2 pseudogenes are annotated in these 1,128 nt (G+C 48.0%); one reads left to right on the top strand and one right to left on the bottom strand.

Going from position 1 to position 1,128, the window contains the following annotated elements:
• A pseudogene (locus C6H66_RS27875) lies at positions 1-515 on the top strand (two-partner secretion domain-containing protein); the annotation flags it as partial.
• 487 nt (positions 516-1,002) lie between these two features.
• On the opposite strand, the pseudogene C6H66_RS27870 reads toward C6H66_RS27875, so the two are convergent.
• Positions 1,003-1,128: pseudogene (locus tag C6H66_RS27870) on the bottom strand (hypothetical protein); the annotation flags it as partial.

The raw sequence follows: 1,128 nt of genomic DNA, 5'->3' as shown, positions 1-1,128 counted from the left end.
GACAAAAAGCCAGTGTCTTCATTGCCAACCCGAACGGCATTACCTGTAATGGCTGTGGTTTTGTTAATACCCCGGCAGTCACCTTATCGACCGGAAAACCGGTGTTTGATAAAGACGGAGCGTTAGCAGCCTTAGCAGTGAAAAAAGGCACCATAACTATCGGTGAAAAGGGGCTGGATGCAACGGCGCAGGATGATGTCGATATTATCAGCCGGGCAGCAATATTAAATGGCAAAGTACAGGCGAAAAACCTGACGTTGACACAGGGGGCCAACCAGGTTGATTTCAAACATGGGACTGTTGTCCCTATTGCCGGAGAAGGTGATAGCCCCGGGAAAGCGATTGATACCGGGTCATTGGGGGGCATGTATGCCAATAAAATCCGTCTGGTGAGTACCGAACCGGGTAAGGAAGTTAACCTTGCCAACCTGACTGCAACGCAAGGTGATATTAGTCTGACCGCTGATGGCAAACTCTCTCTTGTAAATACGTTGATTAAACGGGCGAAAAATATCTTTTTGGCTAGCAAGGGGGAGATTGAAATTTCTCTCTCCCCTTACTTAGCTAAGTTTAATGGTAATCAGAGCAATACTGACAGTGACGTACTGAATGATGACGCTCAACGAGAACTCATTAGCCAGCGTCTGCGCCAGTTCAGCCAATTGGAAGCGGATGAAAATATTGAGATCCATGCTGGTGCGGGAGTAAATCTGAGAGGTATTTCCTTAACCGCAGGGAAAGACATTACTCTGACCAGTGGTAACTCGCTTGATGTTGGTAAGGTTATAACCGCTAACAATAAAGACACTGAAACGACGAAACTGACCGCAAAGCAAGGCGGCATCAGTTTGACGGCGAGTGGCAAGGCGGCTCTGGGGGATGTACAGGCCAAAACAGATATCACCGTTAATGGTAAAGACATTGAAGCGGCGAAACTGACCGCAGAACAAGGTAGCATCAGTCTGACGGCGAATGGCAAGGCGACTCTGGGGGATGTGCAGGCCAAAACGGATAGTTATTTTCAGCGTCGCGCTGTGCCAGATAATCATTCACTGTGACTACGTGAACACCACGCCCTGTTAATGCATTCAAATAAGCAGGCAAAGTCGCTGTCAGTGTTTTACCTTC

Source organism: Photorhabdus hindustanensis, from assembly GCF_002968995.1.
In the GTDB taxonomy this organism is placed as follows: Bacteria; Pseudomonadota; Gammaproteobacteria; order Enterobacterales; family Enterobacteriaceae; genus Photorhabdus; species Photorhabdus akhurstii.
This window is presented reverse-complemented; position numbering and strand designations above follow the sequence as displayed.